The sequence below is a fragment of the Phenylobacterium sp. T106 genome (assembly GCF_057219735.1).
In genome coordinates, this window is record NZ_JBXVWA010000004.1 from 395986 (window position 1) to 412455 (window position 16470).

Annotated in this window: 15 protein-coding genes and 1 tRNA gene; 5 read left to right on the forward strand and 11 right to left on the reverse strand. The window is 70.9% G+C overall.

Features of this window, described 5'->3' with window-relative positions:
- The first annotated feature begins 70 nt into the window (after positions 1-70).
- Together AC2D8W_RS12240 and AC2D8W_RS12245 are read left to right on the forward strand one after the other, a co-directional pair.
- Positions 71-427 carry a VanZ family protein gene (locus AC2D8W_RS12240; RefSeq protein ID WP_293482107.1) on the forward strand — a complete coding sequence of 119 codons (357 nt, stop codon included), beginning with the start codon at positions 71-73 and terminating at the stop codon, positions 425-427.
- Positions 428-449: 22 nt separating this feature from the next.
- The gene (locus AC2D8W_RS12245) at positions 450-1208 is read left to right on the forward strand and encodes a hypothetical protein (RefSeq protein ID WP_293482106.1); all 759 of its coding nucleotides are present in this window, start codon (positions 450-452) and stop codon (positions 1206-1208) included.
- A gap of 1 nt (position 1209) precedes the next feature.
- Here the strand turns inward: AC2D8W_RS12245 and AC2D8W_RS12250 are convergent, their stop codons facing one another.
- Positions 1210-2715, reverse strand: coding sequence for an MFS transporter (locus AC2D8W_RS12250; protein WP_484671761.1), 1506 nt, complete (start codon positions 2713-2715; stop codon positions 1210-1212).
- A gap of 392 nt (positions 2716-3107) precedes the next feature.
- Between AC2D8W_RS12250 and AC2D8W_RS12255 the strand changes: the two genes are divergently transcribed.
- Positions 3108-3761: a PEPxxWA-CTERM sorting domain-containing protein gene (locus AC2D8W_RS12255; RefSeq protein ID WP_484671762.1), complete on the forward strand. Its 654-nt coding sequence runs from the start codon at positions 3108-3110 to the stop codon at positions 3759-3761.
- Between the two features lie 4 nt (positions 3762-3765).
- Here the strand turns inward: AC2D8W_RS12255 and AC2D8W_RS12260 are convergent, their stop codons facing one another.
- From AC2D8W_RS12260 to AC2D8W_RS12270, 3 genes are all read right to left on the reverse strand, one after another.
- Positions 3766-4941 (reverse strand): cystathionine gamma-synthase, encoded by a 1176-nt coding sequence (locus AC2D8W_RS12260; protein WP_484671763.1) that lies wholly within the window; start codon positions 4939-4941, stop codon positions 3766-3768.
- Complete coding sequence (locus AC2D8W_RS12265) at positions 4938-6320, reverse strand: pyridoxal-phosphate dependent enzyme (protein WP_293482102.1); 1383 nt, start codon at positions 6318-6320, stop codon at positions 4938-4940. Before AC2D8W_RS12265 ends, AC2D8W_RS12260 begins: the two co-directional genes overlap by 4 nt.
- A gap of 192 nt (positions 6321-6512) precedes the next feature.
- The gene (locus AC2D8W_RS12270) at positions 6513-7244 is read right to left on the reverse strand and encodes a PEPxxWA-CTERM sorting domain-containing protein (protein WP_484671764.1); all 732 of its coding nucleotides are present in this window, start codon (positions 7242-7244) and stop codon (positions 6513-6515) included.
- Positions 7245-7447: 203 nt separating this feature from the next.
- Here AC2D8W_RS12270 and AC2D8W_RS12275 point away from each other — a divergent pair, with 203 nt between their 5' ends.
- Entirely contained in the window at positions 7448-7963 is a 516-nt protein-coding gene (locus AC2D8W_RS12275) for a hypothetical protein (RefSeq protein ID WP_484671765.1), read from the forward strand.
- Positions 7964-7972: 9 nt separating this feature from the next.
- On the opposite strand, the gene AC2D8W_RS12280 is transcribed toward AC2D8W_RS12275, so the two are convergent.
- The 6 genes from AC2D8W_RS12280 to AC2D8W_RS12305 all read right to left on the reverse strand — a co-directional run bounded on the left by AC2D8W_RS12280 (position 7973) and on the right by AC2D8W_RS12305 (position 12981).
- The gene (locus tag AC2D8W_RS12280) at positions 7973-8449 is read right to left on the reverse strand and encodes a hypothetical protein (protein ID WP_484671766.1); all 477 of its coding nucleotides are present in this window, start codon (positions 8447-8449) and stop codon (positions 7973-7975) included.
- A 34-nt stretch (positions 8450-8483) separates the two neighbouring features.
- Entirely contained in the window at positions 8484-9155 is a 672-nt protein-coding gene (locus tag AC2D8W_RS12285; protein WP_484671767.1) for a hypothetical protein, read from the reverse strand.
- Positions 9152-9871, reverse strand: a complete 720-nt coding sequence (locus AC2D8W_RS12290; protein WP_484671768.1) for a HupE/UreJ family protein — start codon at positions 9869-9871, stop codon at positions 9152-9154. The genes AC2D8W_RS12285 and AC2D8W_RS12290 overlap by 4 nt, the downstream gene beginning before the upstream one ends.
- Positions 9872-9970: 99 nt before the next feature.
- Entirely contained in the window at positions 9971-12331 is a 2361-nt protein-coding gene (locus AC2D8W_RS12295; RefSeq protein ID WP_484671769.1) for a TonB-dependent receptor, read from the reverse strand.
- 195 nt (positions 12332-12526) lie between these two features.
- The gene (locus AC2D8W_RS12300) at positions 12527-12856 is read right to left on the reverse strand and encodes a GIY-YIG nuclease family protein (protein ID WP_484671770.1); all 330 of its coding nucleotides are present in this window, start codon (positions 12854-12856) and stop codon (positions 12527-12529) included.
- A gap of 48 nt (positions 12857-12904) precedes the next feature.
- A tRNA-Arg gene (locus AC2D8W_RS12305) sits at positions 12905-12981 on the reverse strand.
- A gap of 131 nt (positions 12982-13112) precedes the next feature.
- Between AC2D8W_RS12305 and AC2D8W_RS12310 the strand changes: the two genes are divergently transcribed.
- Complete coding sequence (locus tag AC2D8W_RS12310) at positions 13113-15026, forward strand: outer membrane protein assembly factor BamB family protein (protein ID WP_484671771.1); 1914 nt, start codon at positions 13113-13115, stop codon at positions 15024-15026.
- 207 nt (positions 15027-15233) lie between these two features.
- Here the strand turns inward: AC2D8W_RS12310 and dnaJ are convergent, their stop codons facing one another.
- On the reverse strand, positions 15234-16388 hold the full coding sequence (gene dnaJ, locus AC2D8W_RS12315) for a molecular chaperone DnaJ (RefSeq protein WP_293482077.1): 1155 nt from the start codon (positions 16386-16388) through the stop codon (positions 15234-15236).
- Between the last annotated feature and the right edge of the window lie 82 nt (positions 16389-16470).

The following is a 16470-nucleotide window of genomic DNA, read 5'->3' on the forward strand; positions in this document are numbered from 1 at the left end:
CACAGCTCCTGCATCAATTCTTCGCGGCGCGGACGCTAGGGGGCCATGATTGCCGGTGCAAGTGAGGCTGATGCTCCCCTACCGTTTCGCGCGACCCCTCAGGCTCGCCCTCTACGCCCTGGCCGCGGCGATCCTGCTCGTGTTGTGCCTCCTGCCCTCGCAGGATCTGCCGGACCCCGGCACGGGCGATCGCTTCGAGCACACGGCCGCCTGGTTCGTCCTGACCGCGACCGGCTATGCGCTGGCCCCGCGGCGGGTGCTCGCCATTCCGGCGTTCGCCCTCGCCTACGGCCTGGCCATCGAAGTCCTGCAGGGCCTCGCCCCGACGGGCCGGCACGCCGATCCCATGGATCTCGCCGCCGACGCCCTGGGCGTGGGGCTGGCCGTCGCGGGCTTCCTGGCGGTGCGGCGTATGGCGCGGGCCTGAGGGCGCCACTATGGTCGCCGCCATGCCGTCCCAGAGCCCGTCCCCGTACATCTACCTCGCCGTCCCCTGCTACGGCGGCCAGCTGAACCTCTATTTCGTGAAGTCCCTGCTCGACCTGCAGGAGGCCTGCCGGGTGAAGGGGATCGGCCTGCACGTGGAGATGATGGGCGGCGAGGCCCTGATCACGCGCGGCCGCTCGCGGCTGGCGGCCCAGTTCCTGGCGCATCCGCAGGCCACCCACATCCTCTACATCGACGCCGACATCGGCTTCCGGCCCGAGAACGTCTTCCGCCTGCTGGAGGCCGAGAAGGACGTCATCGCCGCCGTCTGCCCGCTGAAGCAGATCGACTGGGAGAAGGTGCGCCGCGCGGCCCTGGCCGGGGTGAAGGACCTGCAGACGGCGGCCATCGGCTACGTGGTCCGCTTCCTGCCCACGCCGGACAACAGCATCGAGGTGAACGACGGCTACGCTCAGGTGGCCTACGGCGGAACGGGCTTCCTGATGATCCGGCGCGCCGCGATGCAGCGCCTGTTCGACGCCTATCCGCAGCTGCGCGCCAAGATGCGCGACATGGCCGACGCCCAGGCGCCCGAGGCCGTCATGGTGTTCGACACCATGATCGAGCCCGAGACCGGCCAGTACCTGTCGGAGGACTACGCCTTCTGCCGCCGCTGGCGCGACCTGGGCGGCGAGATCTGGGCGGACGTCTCGGCGCGGCTCACCCATGTGGGCCACGCCGCCTACACCGGCAGCCTGCTGGAAGCGATGCGGCCCGGCTGAACTACTCCGCCGGGGTGACGACCGCCGCCGCGGGCCCGCCCGCCACGGTCGGCGGAGCCGAGGCCGGCGGGGTCACCCGGCGCGCCGCCAGCGCGGCGCGGGTGGCCTCGTAGGTCTCCTTGTTGATCCGGTAGCGGCCGTAGCAGAGCGCCGCGATCACCCCCGGGATCGCCGCCAGAACGCCGTCCCAGGCCGCCAGGCTGTAGAGCACGCCCGGATCCACCTCGCCCGGCTTCGCCTTCTCGGGGAAGGCGATGGCCACCAGCACCCAGCCGGCCAGCAGCGAGCCGATCGCCTGGTCGATCTTCGCCGACAGCGCCCGCGTGGAGTAGAGGATGCCCTCCTGGCGCACCCCGAAGCGCAGCTCGTTCTCGTCGGCGATGTCCGCCAGCATCGACATCACGCTGATGCTCATGACCGCGGCGGCGCCATAGCCGACGGCGCCCATGGCGATCAGGATGGCGAGCAGGTTCGGCGTCTGTGGCGTGAGGACGCCGGCCATGCCGAGGGCCAGCGGGATCGCCGGGACCACCGAGTAGATCAGGCACGAGATGATCGCAGTCCGCCGCTTGTCGTAGCGGCCGTGCATCTTCGCGGCGAAGATGAAGGCGGTCACGTAGCCGGCGAAGCTGCCGATGATGAAGTAGCGCAGCTCCTCGGTGGTGAACTGCCAGTAGAAGAGCGCGGCGTGCATCCGCAGGCTCTCGCGCAGGCCGATCATCATCGACAGGAAGAAGTAGCCCACCAGCAGCCAGACGTAGTTGACGTTCCGCAGCGCCTTCCAGATGTCGCTGATGAACTCCGCGGCGCTGAACTTGGGCGTGTCGGCCGCCGGCTGCGGCAGGTACGGGATCCGGTCGCGGGTGAACCACGCCGACCCGAACAGCACCACCACGATGGCGATGGCGAACACCAGGGCGAAGGTGCTCCACGGCTCGGGGTTCAGCAGGCCGTTGCGGTACTCGGGCGTGCTCGGGAAGAAGTAGGTCAGCGCGATCCAGGCCATGGACGATGCGCCCGCCCAGCTGAAGAAGCTGACGTAGGCCATCACCTTGGAGCGCTCGGTGTAGTGCGGCGACAGCTCGGCCCCCAGCGCCAGGTGCGGCGTATGGAAGAAGGTCATCACCTGCCGCAGGACCGCCACCCACACCCCGCACCAGATGGCGAGCTGCAGCTCGCTGAGGCCGGCCGGCGGCACGAAGATGAAGTAGAAGCTGAGCGCGATCGGGAACGGGGCGGCGTACATCCACGGGTGCCGCCGGCCCAGCTTCGACTTCGTGCGGTCGGACCACGAGCCGACGATCGGCTCGGTCAGCCCGTCGAGGATCAGGCTCCAGAAGATGGCGATGCCGACCCAGTGCGCGGGGACGCCCTGCACCTGGTTGTAGAACAGCATGACGTAGGTGAGCACCGCATAGAGCGCGATCGCCTCGGCGGCGCTTCCCACGCCGAACGCGAGCTTGGTGCGAAGCGGCAGGCGATCGGCCGCGGCGAGGGCCGTGGTCATCTCGACATTCCTCCGGATGGCGCCTCTGGCGGGCGCTCGATCCCGTCAGCCAACCGCAGGCCCGCAGGGTCGTCAATCGCGCCGCGCCCGTGTTTCGGCGTCGAAACAGGCGTAGTCGTTCGGGGCGCTGCGGGAGGCGCGGGAAGCGCGCGCCCCCAGATCCTGGCCGAGGCGAACGATCGCGCGGCTCAACGCCCGGTTCCGGGGTGATTTCGTGCGATCGACGTGGGCGCGCGGCGCCCGGTCACGATCACGGCGCCGGGGGCGTGAGCGGCGATCGGCGCCCCGGTGCAGGCGGGCACTCGCCTCCTGGGGATCATCCGTTTGCAGGATGCGCGGCCCGGCCGCCGCGGGCCAGCATCGCCCGACGCTGACAGCAGGCAGGGGTTTTCATGTCATTCGGGATCAAGACCGCGACCGCCATCGGGGCGGCGATCGCAACGGTGCTGGCGGCCGCGCCGACCATCGCCGCGGCGGACGTGCTCACCTTCGACGGGGGCGCCTGCTCGGGCGGATGCAGCAACTACGCGAGCATCCTGCAGAGCTATGGCGACATCGCCGGCCAGCTGGACGTCGAGTACAGGCGGTCCCAGCCCAACGGCGGGTCGTTGTCGTGGTGGAACGTCTACAGCGACCTCCACGGCGTGGCCTGGGGGGATCCGGGCGCGGTCAGCGAGGTCTTCCTCCGCCCCCTGGCGGGTTTCCAGGTCACCCTCCTGGGCTTCGACCTGGGCTCCTACGGCGGGGACAACCGACGCTCGCAGGTCACCCTCCTCGGGGGGAACGGCGACGTGCTGGGCGCCTTCCCCAACCTGATCATCGGCCTTACGCACCAGTCGTTCGCGTCAAACCTCACCCGCTCCGACGGCATCCGGATCCAGTGGGGGCCGGACGCCTACGACGTGGGGATCGACAACATCGCCTTCGAGGTGACGGCCATTCCCACGGGCGGCGTTCCCGAGCCTGCCACGTGGGCGATGATGATCCTCGGCTTCGGCGCCGTGGGGACGGCGGTCCGCACACGGCGGCGCACGGCCGCCGCCTGAGGACTCAGGCCAGCGCCTGCTCCAGGTCGGCGATGAGGTCGCCCACGTCCTCGACGCCGACCGACAGGCGCACCAGGCCGTCCGAGATGCCGATCCGCTCGCGCGTCTCCGCGGGGATCGAGGCGTGGGTCATGATGGCCGGATGCTCGATCAGGCTCTCCACGCCGCCCAGGCTCTCGGCGAGCGTGAACAGGCGGGTGCGCTCCAGGAACCGCCGCGTCCCCTCGAGGTCGCGGTCGAGCACCACGGTGATCATGCCGCCGAAGCCCTGCATCTGCCGCCGCGCCAGGTCGTGCTGGGGGTGGCTGGGCAGGCCGGGGTAGATCACGCGGCCCACGCCGGGGCGCGCCTCCAGCCACTCGGCGATGGCCTGGGCGTTCTCGCAGTGGCGCTGCATGCGCAGGGCCAGGGTCTTCATCCCCCGCAGGGTGAGGAAGCTGTCGAACGGCGAGGCCACCGCCCCCACCGCGTTCTGCAGGAACGTGAGTTGGTCGCGAAGCTCGGCGTTGTCGCCCACCGCCAGGGCGCCGCCGACCACGTCCGAGTGGCCGCCGATGTACTTGGTGGTGGAGTGCATCACCACGTCGAACCCCAGCTCCAGCGGGCGCTGCACATAGGGGCTGGCGAAGGTGTTGTCGGCGGCCGCGATCAGGCCGCGGCGGCGGCAGAGGTCCGCGATCGCCTCCAGGTCGGCGAGGCGCAGCAGCGGGTTCGTCGGCGTCTCCACCCACACCATGCGGGTGCGCGGCGTGATCGCCGCCTCGATCGCCGAAACGTCGGCCAGGTCGACGTAGCTGAACGCGAGACCGGCCGAGCGGGCGCGCACCTTGTCGAACAGCCGGAACGAGCCGCCGTAGAGGTCCTCGCTCGCGATCACGTGGTCGCCTGCGTCCAGCACGTCCAGCAGCGTCGCCATGGCCGCCAGCCCCGAGGCGAAGGCGTATCCGCGCGTCCCGCTCTCCAGGTCGGCGACGCCCCGCTCGAGGGCGAAGCGCGTGGGATTGTGGCTGCGCGAGTACTCGAAGCCCTGGTGCACGCCCGGGCTGGACTGGGCGTAGGTGGAGGTGGCGTAGATCGGCACCGTGACGGCGCCGGTCGTCGGATCGTGCGCCTGGCCGCCGTGGATGGCCCGCGTGGCGAAGTCCAGCCGGTTGCGGCCCCTGGAAGTCTCGTCGGTCACGCCGCGCGCCTCAGGTAGTTGATCAGGTCGATGCGCGTGATGAGGCCCAGGAACTCGCGGCCCTCCATCACGATCGCCACCTCGTCACGCTCGAAGATCGGAAGCAAGGCGTCGAGAGGCTCGCCCGCCTGCAGGGTGTGCAGCTTGGCCGTCATGGCGGTGGCGACGGGCTGGCGGAAGCGCTGGTCCTGGCGGCGGTCCTCGACGGCCTCCAGCAGGTCGCTCTCGTCGATCAGGCCGATCAGGCGCCCGTCGTCCAGCACGGGGAGCTGGCTCACGTCGGCGGCGCGCATGCGGTTGTAGGCGGTGAGCAGGGTGTCGTCCGGGCCGACGGTGACCGCGTCGCCCGTGCTGCGGGCGATCAGGTCGCGCAGGTCGCCGTGCAGCTCGCGGTCGACCAGGCCCTGCTCGGCGACCCAGCTGTCGTTGTAGACCTTGGAGAGGTAGCGGCTGCCAGTGTCGCACACGAGCGTGACCACCCGCTTGGGCTCGGTCTGCTCGCGGCAGTAGCGCAGGGCGCCCGCGAGCAGCGTCCCGGACGAGGATCCGCCGAGGATGCCGGCCTTGGTCAGGAGCAGGCGGGCGGTGGCGATGCTCTCGGCGTCGGGGATCTCGTAGGCCTTGGCCACCAGGTCGAGGTCGCAGTTGTCGGGGATGAAGTCCTCGCCGATGCCCTCCACCACCCAAGAGCCGGGCTCGACCTTCTCGCCGCGCTCGACCAGGGGCGCGAGGATCGACCCCACGGGATCGGCCAGGACCATCTTCGTCTTCGGCGAGGCCTTGCGGAAGAAGCGGCCCAGGCCCGTCAGCGTGCCGCCCGAGCCCACGCCCACCACGACCGCGTCCACGTCGCCGCCCATCTGCTCCAGGATCTCGGGGCCGGTGGAGGTTTCGTGCGCCAGCGGGTTCGCCGGGTTCGAGAACTGGTTGATGTAGACGGCGTTGTTCAGCTTGGCCGCGATCGCCGCGGCCATGTCCTGGTAGTATTCCGGGTGGCCCTTGCCCACGTCCGAGCGGGTGATCCGCACGTCGACGCCCATGGCCCGCAGGTGCTGGATCTTCTCACGCGCCATCTTGTCGGGCACCACGAGGAGCAGCTTGTAGCCCTTGAGGATCCCGACCTGGGCGAGGCCCAGGCCGGTGTTGCCGGCGGTGGCCTCGACGATCACGCCGCCCGGCTTCAGCGACCCGTCCGCCTCGGCCGCCTCGATCATCGAGCGGGCGATGCGGTCCTTGATGGAGCCGCCGGGGTTGGCGCTCTCCAGCTTCACGAACAGGCGGCAGGGGCCGGTGTCGAAGTCCTGCAGCTCGACCATCGGCGTGCGGCCGATGAGCTCCAGGGCGGTGGCCGCGGGGGGCGGCGTCGGTTGGGTGGTCAAGGGGGCCTCGCGGGGGGACGACGCACTCTACGGCAAACGGCGGCCGTTTGCCGAGGTTTCAGCCCGCGGAGGTAGACATCAGGCGTCGCGTCAGCGCAAGGCGCATCATTCTGCCCTCATGCGCAGCTTGCGAGGGCATGAGTGCGCGTCGGGAGGCCGGCCATGCGGACCAGCCGGCCTCCCCCCGCGCGTTCAGGCGGCGAGGGCTCGCCGCCGGCGCAGAGTCGCGCCCGCCAGGCCGAAGCCGGCGATCATCAAGGCCCACGTCCCCGGTTCGGGAACCACCCCGCCGCCGTTGCCGTAGAAGGCGTTGAAGCAGGCGTCGTCCGCCCGGTCCACGCACACCTGGAACGACCCGGTGTTGTCGGCGAAGATGTCGTCGTTGACGCCGAACTGCAGGCGGGTGATCCCGGCGCCCCGCGACGTCGAGAACCCGACCAGCCAGGACCCGTCGTCAAAGACGGTGCCCAGCGAGAAGGGGCCCAGGACGCTGCCGGCGTCGTCGGCGTAGGTCCCGACGAGGGCGCCCAGGTGCACCCCGGCGTGGGCTTCGGTCTGGTACTCGCCCGACATGTACAGGCTGGGGAACGCGGTCCCCGAGAAGCCCAGGGCGTCGTTCTTGATGCCGGTCGCCGTGTCGCCGCGGTTGTCGACGCTGGGCGGGTTGCCGAACACATCGATCAGGCCGCCCGGCACGAAGAGGATGCCGAAGTCGTCCCCTTCGCCGATGCCCAGGTCGGCGAAGTCGAAGATCGCGGGTCCGGTCCCGTCCTGGATCCCGAACTGGTAGTCGGTGTTGAGGCCGCCATCTTCCCACAGCCACGGCATGGCCGTGCCCGAGACGTTGACGACAACATAGTCTGCTGCATGAGCGGCCCCGCCCACGGCCAAAGCGGCCATGGCGCCAGCCAGGAGACGTCGCATCGTAGCTCCCCGTCAGGGTTCGCCGGCCCCGTGTCAGCGGGCGATGGTCGTGTCGCAGACATCCTATGCGCAGAGGGCCGCCCGGGAAACGATGTTCGCCTCTCGCGGGAGTCGGCGCCCGTGTAACCCCGTCGCTACGGTTCAGTACGGTGCGCGGCGCGCGCAAGGCCGCTAGTCTGCGACGCGACGAGATGGAGTACGCCTTGAGACGCCTGATCCTGTTCGCCGCCGCCGCCGCCCTGGCCGCCTGCTCGCCGGGCAAGGGGGGCGCGCCCGGCGCCAAGTTCAACACCGAGATCCCCATGAACGAGTTCATGGGCCACTTCGTGGACCCGGCCGCCTTCATGATCTGGAAGAACTCGGGGACGATGGTCGACGAGAAGGGCGAGCATTCGCTCTACCCCACCACCGACGAGGGGTGGGACGTCCTGGTGACGGGCGCGACCATGCTGGTGGAGGCCGGCAACGTGCTGCAGATGCCGGGCCGGACGCGAGCGCCCGAGGCCGACTGGAACAAGTATTCCCGCATGCTCAGCGAGAGGGCCATGCTGGCCCGGGCCGCGGCCGAAAAGCACGACGAGAAGGCGGTGTTCGACGAGGGCGGGCGCATCTACGAGGTCTGCGTCGCCTGCCACGAGCAGTTCGTCATCGAGCCCCAGATGAAGGCGCAGGGGCCGGCGGAGGGCGATCCCCTGCCCGCCGCCCCGGAGAAGAAGTAGGGCGCCGGCCTACCAGCTCGGCGGCCGCACGCAGCGGCCGTGCGGACCGCCCATCACGTCCAGGGCGCGCGGCGGCGTCAGGCCTTCCAGGTCGCAGCGCTGTCGGTCGACGCCGAAGGCGCCGTAGGGCGGCCCGGCGTCCGGGCCCCGCACGCCCCCGCGCCGCGAGCGCTCGTCGCCGAAGGCCAGGCTGAGCCGGCCGGTCCGACCCAGGGGCATCTCGCTGCGCATGTAGACGCTCCGGTAGCCGCCCGTGCCGACGGCGACCGCGACCTCGCCGTGGACTCTCCGATCGTCGGCGCCGTCGTCGCGGGGCGTCACGCCGGCGACGCCCTCCTCGATCGGCGCGGCGGGCGAGGTCCGCAGGAACTCGGCGATCTGGTCGCCGACGCTGCCGCCGGCGGCCGCGGCCGTGGCCTGCGGAGGCTCCGCCGCGGCAGCCGGCGACGCGGCGAGGGCGAGGGCGAGGACGGCGGCGACGCGCATGCGGGAACTCCTGTCCCGCCACGGAACGCCCGGATTATGGCGAAGGTGTTGCAGCCCCGGCCCGATCCGGCCGGGCCTGGGCCGCGGGGACGTTGGCGACGATCCCGGCCTCGTTGCCCGGCTGGCCCGCCGGCACGAGCTCGTAGAAGCCCGCCAGCCGCAGGCGCACAACCACCGGCTTCTCGCTGGAGTTCGAGAACTGCCAGCCCTGTATGCCGTCGAAGGGCGCGGTGAGCGCGCCCTGCTGCCTGAGCCCGAAGGCCTGCCGGTAGGTGGCCACCGTCATCGGCTGTCCCGGCGCGGGCGTCGTGTGGCCGTGCTGGTCATAGTGGAAGTCGCGCGCATCGGCCGAGCCGACCACCTCCCAGGCGTAGATGAGGGTGGCGTCCTTCGCCATCTTCACCTTGTACTCGAGCTCGGATTTCTCGACCCCGTCCAGGAAGCCGCCCAGCGGGATCTCGACGACGTCGGTCCGGAACGGCGCCGCGTATTCCCGCGCCCGCGCCGCGCCGCCGCTCCGGGCGTCGACCTCCACCTCGTCGGGCGCCCAGAGCCGCGACAGGCCCGAGAGCTTGCCGACGCCCAGCGGATCCCGGTTGAACTCGGCCGGCAGGATCACGCCCAGCACGATCAGGACCGCCGCTGCGAGCGTGGCCGCGGTGACGGCCAGCAGGCGGCCGCGCGAGAGGGTCGGTGGCTCGCTCATGAGACCGCTCCGTCGAGGATGAAGCCGGCGATCTGGTCGCCGGCGAGCACGAACCCGGCCAGCATCAGGAGGACGTTGGCGCCGGCCGCCATCGGCCGGAAGGTTTTCGAGCGCCGCCAGTAGGTCATCGCCACCAGGATAAGGGACAGCGCCGCGATCTGGCCCAGCTCGACGCCGATGTTGAAGGCGACAAGGTTCACGACCAGGCCGTCGGGGTTGAGGTTCAGCGCCTGCAGCTTGGTGGCCAGGCCGAAGCCGTGGATCAGCCCGAAGCCCAGCACGGCGATCCGCGTGTCCGGCTGGCGGCCGAACACCGTCCGGAAGCCGCCGAGGTTGTCGAAGGCCTTGTAGGCCACCGACAGCCCGATGACCGCGTCCACGAGGTGCGGCTCCACCTCCAGCCTCAGCAGCACGCCCGCCAGCAGCGTGATCGAGTGGCCCAGCGAGAAGAGGCTCACATAGAGCGCGATCTCCTTCAGCCGGAACAGGAAGAAGATGACGCCCACCAGGAACAGCAGGTGGTCGTAGCCCGTCACCATGTGCTTGGCGCCGAGGTAGGCGAAGGGGATCGGGTCGGGGCCCCGCGTGGCGGCCACGAAGGCGGCGTCGGTCCCGCCGATGTTGTGCGCCATCGCCGCGCCGGCCCAGGCCAGCGCCGAGAGGCCGAGCAGGACGGCGGCGGCTCGCGACTGGCCCTTCCCCATGGCGCCAGCCATAGCGGTCTTCGCCCCGGCAGGCGAGGCGCCAGACACGCAAAGGGCGGGACCTTGGTCCCGCCCTCGTCGGTCTGTCCGCGCCGTGACGGCGCGGCGTGACTAGAACTCGCGCCGCAGGGTCGCGCCCCAGGTGCGCGGCGCGTTGGTCAGGAAGCCGTAGCGGGCCCGCAGGCCGCGCTCGCGGTCGATGGCCAGCTTCGCCCGCTCGTCGCCCAGGTTGTTGACGAACAGGGCGCCCTCCCAGCCGTCGCCCCGGACGCCGATGCGCAGGTTCACCACCTCGTAGCTCGGCAGCTCCAGCGGGAAGATCAGGCTGGCGGCCGGCTGGCCGCCCACGTTCGGGAAGAGGGCCACGGAACGGGGGTTGTTCTCCTGGTCCGACACCTGGGTGTAGCGCTTGCCCACGTGCTGGACGGTGAGGTTCGAGAACACCTCGGCGCCGCTGGCGAGCGGCCGCTCGTAGCCGACGCTGAGCGAGGCCTGGAACTTCGGCACGGTCGGGAGACGGTTGCCGTCGCGCAGGCCCTGGATCGGCTGGCCGGCCGAGTCCAGCAGGCTCGAGGTCAGCTCGGCGTCGTTGTACGAGGCCGTCGCGGCGACATCGAAGTTCTCGGTCAGCCGGTAGGCGAACTCGGCGTCGAAGCCGACCGACTTGGCCGACGGCACGTTGGCGATGATCCGCGACGAGCACGACCCGGCGTCGATGGTGGCCTGCAGGTTGTCGATGTCGGCGTAGAAGCCGGCCAGCGTCAGCGAACCCGCGCCGCCGCCGAACCGCGCCTTCATCCCCGCCTCGTAGTTCCAGACCGTCTCGTTCTTGAAGCTCGGCTGGGACAGGGCGTTGAAGGTGGCGAAGTCGGCGGGGGTGCACAGCGGGCGGTTCAGCGGGTCGTTGATGCCGCCCAGACGGAAGCCCTTGGACACCTGCGCGTTCAGGGTGACGTCGTCGGTCGCCTCGTAGGCGACGATGAGGCGCGGCGCCCAGCTGTCGGCCTTGGTCTTGCCCGGGACCTCGATGGTCTTGTCGGCGAAGATCCCGTCGAAGGTGAGCTCGCGGCTTTCCTCGTAGTCGGCGTAGCGGAGGCCGGCGGTCACATCCAGGCGCTCGGTCACCGAGAACGTGGCCTCGCCGAACGCGGCGATCTGCTTCTGCTTGTAGGGAACCGTGGAGAAATAGAGGCTGTCCGTCGGCGCGCGGTCGCTGGCGGTCGGGATGCCCGTGGCCGCGCTGAAGCCCACCACCCGCAGGTCCTGGGCGTAGTCGCGGTCGATGTCGGAATAGAACGCGCCCACCACCCACTGCAGCGGGCCTTCGCCGGTCGAGGCGAGGCGCACCTCCTGGGTGAAGCTCTGGACGTCGGTGGTGTCGTAGAGCGGCGCGTCGATCGTGTAGACCGCCTGCGGCAGGCCGATGGAGCCGCCGGTGATCGAGCCGGTGAGCGCGGTGGCGTCGCGCAGGACCAGCACGTCGCGGTCGGTCAAGGTCGAGATCGAGGTGAGGCGCAGGCCGCCGAAGTCCATCTGGACGTTCAGGTCGGCGAGGAAGAACTCGTCCTCGAACTTCTCCTTCAGCTGGGTGAACTGCTTCAGGCCGCCCAGGCGCGCGCGGGGGCGCGTGGTGGTGAACTCGTTGGCGAGGATGTTGTAGATGTCGACGCGGTTGAAGCCGTCCACGTCGATGTCCTGGTACAGCACCCGCGGGGTGATCGTCAGGTTCTCGCTCGGCTTGATCAGCAGCGCGGCGCGGACGCCGCGGCGCACGCCGTCGTTCACGTCGCGCTCGACGCCGCCGCCGGGCTGCAGGGCGTCGATGAAGCCCGGGAACTGCTCGGTATAGGCCGTCACCCGCAGCGCCATCATGTCGTTGATCGGCGCGTTGATCGTGCCCTTCAGGTTGTAGCCGACGTCGCCATGCTCGACCTTGGAGACCGTGCCCTCGATCACGCCCTCGAAGCGGTCGGTGGTCGGCTGGTTGGTGATGTAGCGCACCGTGCCCGACAGCGAGCCCGAGCCGTAGAGCGTGCCCTGCGGGCCGCGCAGCACCTCGACGCGGTTCAGGTCGAAGAGGTCCAGGTCCGGCGTGAACAGCGACAGCGAGATCACGCTCTCGTCGAGGTAGACGCCCACCTGTTCCTTCACGCCCGGCTGGTCACGGACGATCTGGCCGGCCGAGATGCCGCGGATCGCCACCTGGCTCTGGCCGGGGCCGAGGTTCTGGACGGTGAAGCTCGCGACGGTGCGCGACAGCTCTTCCACGTTCGTCACGCCGCGGTCGCGCATGACCTGCTCGGTCTGCGCCGCCACCGAGAAGGGGACATCGATCAGCGCCTCGTCGCGCTTGCGCGCCGTGACCACCAGCTCCTCGACCTCGGCGACATCCGTCTGCGCCGCGGCGGGCATGCCGACCGCCAGGGCCAGGCCGCTCACGCACGAGGCGAGCATCAGCTTGCGAAGGGTCATCTCGTTCTCTCTCCGACCTTTTTGCGACGGCTCTCGGGCCGTCTGATTGGCCGGACAGCTACGCGCCGCCCCCCGCCCCCGCTAGGCGATGCGCGCAACACCGTTACACGTATCGCGAGCGGGCCGCCGCTTTCTCACCGAGCGTGGCCGCACCGCCACAATTCCTTGTCAGGAGGTTAACGGGAGGGCGCGCGCTCAGTGTCCGCCCTCGACCCACGCCACGCCGGCGCGCCTGAGCGCCTCGGCCAGCGCCGCCTCCAGGTCGATCGCCTCCCACCGCCGCATGGGGTTCAGATGGGCGGTGAGGTCCGGCAGCAGCCGCACGCCGAAACGCCGCGCGGCGCCGCTCGCCTTGTAGCCGGCCTTGTGCTGGTCGAACCGCAGGTCGGGGTCGCGCGCGGTCTGGCCCACGTAGAGGCCCCAAGGCTCGGCCCGGCGGCGATCGCGCAGCAGCACCACGTAGACCGAATGCCCCGCGCCAGGCAGGCCGCACGTGGTCGCCCTCAGCGTGCGCGCGGCGCGCAAGGCCTCGCCAAGCCAACCTGGACCATCGTCATGAAACATCGAAGCCGCTGGCGCACCCGACACGATTCGAACGTGTGACCTTTGCCTTCGGAGGGCAACGCTCTATCCAGCTGAGCTACGGGTGCGTCTTCAGCGGAGGCGTGTCTCTAGCTGAAAGGGCGCGCGGCCGCAAACCGGTACGGTGATTTCAGGCGGGCAATCCTGACGCATGTCCGGGACGCTAGCCTCCGCGCCAAGAAGAGTTGGGGAAACGGCAATGGGCGTCTGGAAACCTCTGGCTGGGGCGGGCGTGGCCGCCGCGGCGGCGGTGCTGGCGGGCATGGGCCTTGCGGGGCTGGCGCAGGCGCAGGCCACCGACGGGTTCGAGCCGCCGGGCAAGGCGGTCTACGACCAGCTCTGCGCCGCCTGCCACAACGCGCCCGAGGCCGGCAGCCGCACGCCGGCGTTCAGCGCCCTGCGCAAGATGAGCGCCCAGCAGATCGCCGCGGCGCTCACCACCGGCGTGATGAAGCCGATCGGCGACGGCATGGATCGCCGCCAGATCCGCGACGTGGTCGCCTATCTCGCCGCGCCCGAGGGGCCGGTCGGCACGGCCTGGCTCGACGGCAATCGGTGCGCCGAGGACAAGCGCGCCGTCGACCTCTCGGCCAGGCCCGCCCAGGTGGGCTTCGGCGTCGACACCGACAACTCCCGGCGGATGACGGCCGCGCAGGCGGGGTTCAGCACCCGCGACGCGGCCAACCTCGAGGTCGCCTGGGCGCTGGCCCTGCCGCGCACCTCGGGCCTCCGGGGGCAGGGCGTCGTGGTCGGGTCCACGCTGTTCTATCCGGCCGGCCAGGCCGGGCACCTGCTGGCGCTCGACACCCGGACCGGCTGCGTGAAGTGGGCCGTCCAGACGCCGTCGAACCTGCGCGCCAGCCTCGCCTACGGCCGGCTGGGTCCGAACGGGCCCTGGGCGCTGGTGGGCGGCGACAACAGCGGTCACCTCACCGCCTTCGACGCCCGTGACGGCAAGGTGCTGTGGCGGGTCGATCCGCGGCACGACAAGCAGGTCCCGCTGTCGGGCACGCCGCTCTTCGCGGGCGATCGCATCCTGGTCCCGATCTCGGCCGCCGACGTGGGCCTGGCGATGCGGCAGGGCTACGAATGCTGCAAGACGCACGGGGCGGTGGCGGCCGTCAGCGCCGCGGACGGCAAGCTGCTGTGGACCTGGCACACCATGCCCGACGCCAAGCCGCTGGGCCGCAAGAACTCGGCCGGCGTCGAGATGTTCGGGCCCTCGGGCGCCCCGATCTGGTCCAGTCCCTCGGTCGACCTGAAGGCGGGCGTGGCCTACACCTCGACGGGGGAGGGCACCTCGCCGCCCGACCCGGGCACCACCGACTCCCTCGTCGCCATCGACCTGAAGACCGGCAAGACCAAGTGGGTGTTCCAGGCGCTCGCCAACGACATCTGGCACATGGCCTGCCCCATCGGCGCGCCGAAGCCCGGCCAGAAGATCAACCCCAACTGCTTCTTCGCCGGCGAGGGCAGCGTGCTCCTCGACCACGATTTCGGCGGCGGGCCGCTCCTGTGGAAGGGCAGGGGCAAGAGCCTCGTGCTGGGCGGCCAGAAATCGGGCGAGGTCTGGGCGGTCGACGCGGGCACCGGCAGGAAGGTGTGGCGCCACCAGTTCGGCAAGGGCTCGGCCCTGGGCGGCGTCCACTGGGGCATCGCCACCGACGGCGTGCGCGTGTTCGCGCCGATCTCGGATCCGGGCGTCCCGGCCCCGCTGAACGCGGCGGGCCTCTACGCCATCGACATCGCCAGCGGCAAGCTCGCCTGGTCGTGGACGTCGACGCCCGACTGCTCCGGCGAGCGCAAGACCCGCGTGGCGGGCTGCGCGATCCGGCACGGACTCTCGGCGCCGCCGCTGGTGGTGGACGGGGCGGTGTTCGCCGGCAGCCTCGACGGCCGGTTCCACGTGTTCGAGGCGGCGACCGGCAAGCTGCTCGCCACGCACGACACGGCCGTTCCGTTCAAGACCGTGAACGGGATCGACGGCAAGGGCGGCTCGATCGACGCGGCCGGGCCGTTCGCCGGCGACGGCATGCTGTTCGTGCCCTCGGGCTACGCGAGCTTCGGCCAGACGGGGGGCAATGTGCTGGTGGCGTACCGGCCGAAAAAGTAGGGGGCTTCGCGTCCTCTCCCGCGGCGCGGGAGGGGTCGTCGCGCAGCTCGCGATCTCAACAGCTTCCGACCGTCCCGGCGAATGCCGGGACCCAGATCCTGGTGCGAGGTCGTGGTTGGAGGGGCTCCAAGCTTGCGGAACCCGCGTCTGAACCATTCCATCTGGATCCCGGCCTTCGCCGGGATGGGCGGGTACTGAATGCGGACCCTAGGCCTGGCCCAGGACGCTGTCCCAGAACTTCCGGGCCTTGCCGGTGAAGCCGGCCGCCTTCGGGTGCTGCTGTTCGCCGCAGAGGCCGGCGAGCTCGCGCATCAGTTCCTTCTGGCGCGCGGTCAGGTGGGTGGGCGTCTCGACGAACAGCTCGACCACCAGATCGCCCCGCTGCGGTCCGCGCAGCGACGGCATGCCGCGGCCCTTCACGCGAACCGTGCGGCCGGTCTGGGCGCCCTCGGGGACCTTGACCTCGATCTTGCAGGCGCCGTCGCAGTCCGCGCCGCCCATCAGGCACGGCGCCTCGATCTCGCCGCCCAGCGCCGCGGTGCACATCGGCACGGGCACGGTGCACAGCAGGTCGAGGCCGTCGCGCTCGAACAGCTCGTGCGGCTTCACCGAGACGAAGATGTAGAGGTCGCCGCGCGGCCCGCCGCGCAGGCCGGCGTCGCCCTCGCCGGCCAAGCGGATGCGCGCGCCGTCGTCGACGCCCGCGGGGATCCGCACCGCCAGGGTCCGGGTCTTGCGGATCTGTCCGGCGCCGCGGCACTCGACGCACGGGTCCATCACCATGCGGCCCGAGCCGCCGCAGCGGGGGCACGTGCGTTCGATGGAGAAGAAGCCCTGGCTGGCCCGCACGCGGCCGGCTCCGTGGCAGGTGGTGCAGGTGGTCGGGCTGGTGCCGGGCTTGGCGCCCGAGCCCTCGCAGGGCTCGCAGGTCATGGTCACGGGGACGGTGATCTCGACCTCGGAGCCGGCATAGGCCTGCTCGAGGGTGATCTCCAGGTCGTAGCGCAGGTCGTTGCCCCGCGCCGGACCGCCGCGCGCCTGCCGGCCGCGCCCGCCGAACATGTCGCCGAAGACGTCGCCGAACACCTCGTTGAAGATGTCGCCCACGTCGTGGAACTGGCCGCCGCCCATGCCGCCCTGGCCGTTGACGCCGGCGTGGCCGAAGCGGTCGTAGGCGGCGCGCTTCTGGGGATCGGAGAGGACCGAGTAGGCCTCGTTGATCTCCTTGAACCGGCTGGCCGCATCCTCGCATCCGCCATTGCGGTCGGGATGGTGCTCCATCGCCTGCTTGCGGAAGGCGGACTTCAGCGCGGCCTCGTCGCAGCCGCGCTCCACGCCCAGGATCTCGTAATAGTCCCGCATGAGTCGTCAGGCGCTCGAAAACTGGTGTGAATTGAAGTGGGTGGCCCCCCGCCCGGCTGCAAGGCTTAGCAAGACCGAGCGG